Annotated in this window: 7 protein-coding genes; 4 read left to right on the plus strand and 3 right to left on the minus strand. The window is 56.3% G+C overall.

All coding sequences use genetic code 11. The features are described from left to right. Positions 1 to 259 precede the first annotated feature (259 nt). Complete coding sequence (gene purS / locus IOB61_RS08125) at positions 260 to 502, minus strand: phosphoribosylformylglycinamidine synthase subunit PurS (RefSeq protein ID WP_085340219.1); 243 nt, start codon at positions 500 to 502, stop codon at positions 260 to 262. A gap of 8 nt (positions 503 to 510) precedes the next feature. After that, positions 511 to 1,260: a phosphoribosylaminoimidazolesuccinocarboxamide synthase gene (gene purC / locus IOB61_RS08130; RefSeq protein WP_085340218.1), complete on the minus strand. Its 750-nt coding sequence runs from the start codon at positions 1,258 to 1,260 to the stop codon at positions 511 to 513. A 208-nt stretch (positions 1,261 to 1,468) separates the two neighbouring features. Here purC and IOB61_RS08135 point away from each other — a divergent pair, with 208 nt between their 5' ends. From IOB61_RS08135 to IOB61_RS08150, 4 genes are all read left to right on the plus strand, one after another. After that, positions 1,469 to 1,786, plus strand: a complete 318-nt coding sequence (locus IOB61_RS08135) for a DUF1476 domain-containing protein (RefSeq protein ID WP_290814911.1) — start codon at positions 1,469 to 1,471, stop codon at positions 1,784 to 1,786. A 4-nt stretch (positions 1,787 to 1,790) separates the two neighbouring features. Continuing rightward, positions 1,791 to 1,988 (plus strand): hypothetical protein, encoded by a 198-nt coding sequence (locus IOB61_RS08140; RefSeq protein WP_290814914.1) that lies wholly within the window; start codon positions 1,791 to 1,793, stop codon positions 1,986 to 1,988. Between the two features lie 73 nt (positions 1,989 to 2,061). Further along, on the plus strand, positions 2,062 to 3,585 hold the full coding sequence (locus IOB61_RS08145) for a serine hydrolase (RefSeq protein WP_290814917.1): 1,524 nt from the start codon (positions 2,062 to 2,064) through the stop codon (positions 3,583 to 3,585). A 133-nt stretch (positions 3,586 to 3,718) separates the two neighbouring features. Further along, positions 3,719 to 4,615, plus strand: coding sequence for an RNA polymerase factor sigma-32 (locus IOB61_RS08150; RefSeq protein ID WP_290814920.1), 897 nt, complete (start codon positions 3,719 to 3,721; stop codon positions 4,613 to 4,615). A gap of 8 nt (positions 4,616 to 4,623) precedes the next feature. On the opposite strand, the gene IOB61_RS08155 is transcribed toward IOB61_RS08150, so the two are convergent. Then, positions 4,624 to 5,251 (minus strand): DUF3108 domain-containing protein (locus IOB61_RS08155; RefSeq protein WP_290814922.1); only part of this gene is annotated, 628 nt, incomplete at its 5' end.

Below are 5,251 nucleotides of genomic sequence, written 5' to 3' on the forward strand. Positions count from 1 at the left end.
AAGTGCGCAGCTTCGCTGCGTCGCAAGCGATCCGTTTTCGAAGAAAACGGACACTTGACGACCCAGATGTCGCGCTCATGCTCCATGATCCTTTTTGGTGAAACAGGGTTTCCACCAAAATGGGTCCAGATGGAAAAGCTGCTCAGAGCGATGTCATCCCCGATGGCGTCAGCCAGTCGGGGATTTTGTGCCGCAAACTCATTGGGGTCCCCGCTCTCCACTTCGTTCCGGCGGGGATGACAAGGTCAATCCGCCGACCTTAGGCTGCGATTTCGACCGTCCAGCTTTCGATCACGGGATTGGCCAGGAGTTTGGCGGCCATTTCTTTGGCGCGCGCGGCACCGCGTTCGGGGTCGGTTTCATCAAGTTCAATCTCGATGACTTTGCCGACGCGCGCATCTTCAGCCTCATGAAAGCCCAAGCCGCGCAGGGCCTCGGCAATGGCGCGGCCTTGAGGGTCCAGCACGCCTTTTTTTAGACGGACATTCACAATGGCTTTCATCGGTTGGTTTAGCCTTCTACAAACGCGCTGCGTGGGTCTTTGAAAATGCCCAAGCGCTGGGCGACTTCGGCATAGGCCTCAGAAACGCCGCCCAAATCTTGCCGGAAGCGGTCTTTGTCGAGCTTGTTGTTGGTGCGCGCATCCCACAAACGGCACGAATCTGGGCTGATCTCATCGGCCAAAACCGTGCGCACCATATCGCCTTCATAGAGGCGACCAAATTCAAGCTTAAAGTCCACCAAGCGGATACCTACACCCGCAAACAGACCCGACAAATAGTCATTGATGCGCAAGGCAAGCGCCATGATGTCATCAATTTCTTGTGTGGTCGCCCAGTTAAAGGCGGTGATATGCTCTTCAGCGACGATCGGATCACCCAAGCCGTCATTCTTATAATAGAATTCGACGATGGAACGGGGCAGTAATTCGCCTTCGGGAATACCTAAACGCTTCGAGATTGAGCCTGCGGCAACATTGCGTACCACGACTTCGAGCGGGATGATTTCCACTTCACGGATCAATTGCTCGCGCATATTCAAGCGACGGATGAAGTGCGTGGGCACGCCAATCGCATTCAGATTGGTCATGATGAATTCTGAAATACGGTTGTTCAGAACGCCCTTGCCCTCAATAATCGCATGTTTTTCAGCGTTGAAGGCGGTCGCATCGTCTTTGAAATACTGGATCAGGGTACCAGGCTCTGGCCCTTCATAGAGGACCTTGGCCTTGCCTTCATAAATTTTCTTGCGGCGGGACATGGTCGCGCTCTCCTCAGTGGTCAGGTGGCAAGGCACGCACTCGCAGCCAGCGTGGCCCGAGTCGAAACTCCTAACGACATATCCACCCTAACAGGCTGCGCGACAGGCCTCAATCATGTGGCGCATCCTCTTGCGCTTACTTGCGCAGAGACCTATCCAGACCCCACATAGGACTTTGTCCGCTGACACGTTTTCAAGGAAGTCTGATATGAGCCAGTTCGATGAGCGCAAGAGCGCTGAAGAAGCCAAATATGCGCATGATAGCGAGCTTTCGTTCAAAATCACCGCTCGCCGCAATAAGCTGCTCGGCGCTTGGGCTGCCGGTCTCTTAGGTCTCGAAGGCGAAGCCGCCGAAGATTATGCCAAGTCCATCGTCATGGCCGATTTTGAAGAAGCCGGCGATGAGGATGTCTACCGCAAAGTCAAAGCCGATCTCGACGCCAAAGGGGCTGATGTTAGCGAGCATCAGATCCGCCGCGAGATGGAAGACCTTCTCGAAGTTGCCCGCCAACAGCTGACGGCCTAAGCCGATGGCCCGCGTGCTGGCCTTGGGTGGCTTTGCTCTGGTTGTGGCAATTCTGACTGGGTGCGCCTTGGGCCCGGTTGAGTCCGATCCGGCACAGGCCGAGGCGCGCGCAGCGGCTATGCGCCAGGATTGTTATCGCCGCGGTGGCACGTGGAGCGAAGAGACCCGCACCTGCGTCGGGGCTGATGCCATTCGTCGCTAAAAGGGCTAGACAAGGCCGACTTGCCCCGCCCACTATATCTGCCAAGACGTGCGGTTAAGTGGGGGTCAAATTGATGCAGCGGCGGGCCTTTGTCTCCTTATTGGGTGCCAGTTTAGGCGCGGGCCTCGTGGGCCCAGCTTGGGCAGCCAAGCGCAAGCCCGATCCCCTTGCAGGCTTGGACGCAGAGCTTGATCTGGCACGGCAGAATTGGCGTGTGCCTGGCTTGGCCATCGCGGTCATCAAGGATGGCGCACCCCTTTATGCGAAGGGCTTTGGCTGGCGGGATGGCGCGAAAACCCAAGCGGTTACAGCCGATACCTTGTTTGGCTGTGCGTCCCTCACCAAAGCCTTTACCGCAGCAACCGTCGCCCTTTTGGTCGATGAGGGCAAACTTAAGTGGGACGAGCCCGTCACCACCTATCTGCCTGAGTTCAAAATGGCGGGCGGGGTCGAATATGCGAGCCTGAGCCTGCGTGACATGCTCTCGCACCGCACAGGCCTCGGCACCCATGATCTTGTTTGGTACAATAATGAGAGGCTGAGCAAGACGGAGCTTCTGGCCCGCTTACCGTATTTGGCAACCTCAGCGCCCCTGCGCAGCCAATATCAATATAATAATCTCATGTATATTTTGGCGGGTCTCGTGGTCGAGCGCGCGACGGGCCAAACGTGGGAGGCCTTCACAGAAGCGCGCCTCCTCAAACCACTCGGCATGACGCGCACAGGCTTTAGCCCCAGCCAAATGGCCAAGGACAGTAATTTCGCCTTTGGCCACAAGCTCTCCCCGGCCAAGCAAGCCGTGCAAATTCCGTTACGGCCAGAAGATGCGATTGGCCCGGCCGGTCAGCTCTATAGCTCAGCCAACCAATTTATCGCTTGGATGGATTTGCAGCTGCGGCGCGGAAGCTTTGGCGATAAGCGGCTGATTTCTGTCGCGCAAAGTGATGCCATGTGGGCACCACTTGTATCAACAGGCGGACAGCCAGAGGCGATAGAATTGAGCCGGGGGCTATATGGGCTGGGCTGGCGCACCGATTTTTATCGCGGCATGCGGCGGGTTGCCCATGGCGGCAATCTCAATGGCTTTTCCTCGCGCGTGACCCTATTCCCAGAGCAGAATGTCGGCATTGTCGCCTTTGCCAATATGCGTGGCACACCTCTGCCCGGTCACGTCAGCCTTGATTTGTTTGATCGGCTAATGGGGCTAGAGCCCGCCAATTGGTCTGCGCGAGGTCTGGCCCGCCGGGATGCGAATGAGGCCAAGGCCGCCACGCAATCCCCGCCCATGCCGATCCCCAATACCACGCCCTCGCGCGCCCTAGATGCCTTTGTCGGCACCTTCACCCATAAAGGCTATGGCACGTGGACCATCACGCGCGATGATGCCGGTTTGCTGGGCACCTATAATGAGATGCCCATCCGCTTCAATCATTGGCATTATGATGTGTTTAACGGCAAACCGATGCGCGAAGATGATGATGATCTTCTCGATGTGAAATTTGCCTTCCAAGCCGATATGGACGGCAAAATCAGGTCTTTAGAAGTGCAGATGGATAGCGATTTTCCCCCTGCGATTTTTGTCCGGACATCTGGATAAATCCGGACCACAAAATCGCCTGCCAAATTGCAGTTCTTCGGTCATAGATTTGTCATAACGACTGATCCAACCCAATCGTGTGCGCGTAAAGCTGGTAGCCAAATCAGGTGCGGACAAGGATCGGAGAGATCAAATGGCCACGTATGAGACAGCCGAAGCCCAAAGCGCAACGCGCCGGTTTGTCAAACAGGCTATGAAAGCACCTTTGCTGGAGCATGATCACGAGCGCGAGCTGGCGATCAAGTGGCGCGACCATCAGGATGAGCGCGCGCTGCATGAGTTGACAACGGCCTATATGCGGCTTGTGATTTCGATGGCCGCGCGCTTCCGCAATTATGGCCTGCCGATGAGTGACTTGGTCCAAGAAGGCAATATTGGGCTGATGCAGGCAGCAGCGCGTTTTGAGCCTGATCGCGACGTGCGCTTTTCAACCTATGCCGCTTGGTGGATCCGTTCAGCCATTCAGGACTATGTGTTGCGCAATTGGTCCATCGTGCGTACCGGCACGACGGCCGCACAAAAGTCGCTCTTCTTCAACCTTCGTCGACTTCGCGCGCTCATCAGCGATACGGGTGAAGCCATGATGACGCGGGAGAACCGCGAGATTATCGCCACCAAATTGGGCGTGAGTGAACGTGAAGTCGAACAAATGGCCTCGCGCCTTTCGGCCAATGACCGCTCGCTCAATGCCCCTATGTCTGATGGGGTCGAGGGCGGTGGCGAGTGGCAAGATCTCCTGCCAGATGAAGGCATTCTGCCCGACCAAGATGTGATGGAGCGCACCGATACCGAACGGCGCACCAATTGGATTCAAGAGGCGCTTAAATCCCTCAATCCGCGGGAACTCGCCATCATTCAAGAACGCCGACTGACCGATGAAGGGGCAACCTTGGAATCCTTAGGCGTCCGCATGGGCATCTCGAAAGAGCGGGTGCGCCAGATCGAGCATCAGGCCATGAAGAAGCTGAAGGCCGCCTTGATCAAAAAGGTCGGGGACCCTGAAGATAGCGGCCTCCTGCCAGACGTGTGATCCGGCCTTTAACGAACGACCGCGCGGTCGGCATAGAGCACGGCAGTATAAATGCCTTTTGAGCCTGTCATGCGGACGGGTACCGAAACCCCCATATTGCCAACATCAGCCAGCCAGATTTGCAGGCGGATTGGTTCGCGGCTTTCGCCGGGCTTTTTCTGATTAAAGCCTGCGACTTCGGTATAAGTTCCCCGGCAATAGGTCGCAGGGCCCTTGTAAGCCGGAGTAGAGACTTGCTCGATCCCGACATATTGGGTGCGAATATCATAGCGCCTTTTGCCATCGAAAATCTTGACGGCACCGCCACAGGCCCGACCTGCATCACGGCCTGTAACCAAGGACAATTCCATCAAGCCCGTAACGGGATCTACGGATTCCAGTTTTTGGGCCAAAGTTGCCGGCGGAAAGCCCATATTGCCCCACATGGGTGCAGCCGTCACATCAACAGAACGGCCCGCGAAATTAATGGTGATCCGGCGTTTTTTGCCATTGGTCTCTTGATTGACAAAGTTGCGCGGCTTGAGCTGCCCATCGGCAATGGCCCCCTTTACCGTCGCCACGCCCGCATCATTATTAAAGGAAGCGGCAATGCCAGAGGTACGGTAGGTCGCCTCACCACTATAGCTGTCTTGGGTC

Origin of the sequence: Aquidulcibacter sp., from assembly GCF_020253525.1 — a bacterium.
Taxonomy (GTDB): domain Bacteria; phylum Pseudomonadota; class Alphaproteobacteria; order Caulobacterales; family Aquidulcibacteraceae; genus Aquidulcibacter.

Excerpts from the sequence above, each read along its gene's own strand:
- purS (WP_085340219.1), bottom strand. The coding sequence starts at position 502 with ATGAAAGCCATTGTGAATGTCCGTCTAAAAAAAGGCGTGCTGGACCCT.
- purC (WP_085340218.1), bottom strand. The coding sequence starts at position 1,260 with ATGTCCCGCCGCAAGAAAATTTATGAAGGCAAGGCCAAGGTCCTCTAT.
- IOB61_RS08135 (WP_290814911.1), top strand. The coding sequence starts at position 1,469 with ATGAGCCAGTTCGATGAGCGCAAGAGCGCTGAAGAAGCCAAATATGCG.
- IOB61_RS08140 (WP_290814914.1), top strand. The coding sequence starts at position 1,791 with ATGGCCCGCGTGCTGGCCTTGGGTGGCTTTGCTCTGGTTGTGGCAATT.
- IOB61_RS08145 (WP_290814917.1), top strand. The coding sequence starts at position 2,062 with ATGCAGCGGCGGGCCTTTGTCTCCTTATTGGGTGCCAGTTTAGGCGCG.
- IOB61_RS08150 (WP_290814920.1), top strand. The coding sequence starts at position 3,719 with ATGGCCACGTATGAGACAGCCGAAGCCCAAAGCGCAACGCGCCGGTTT.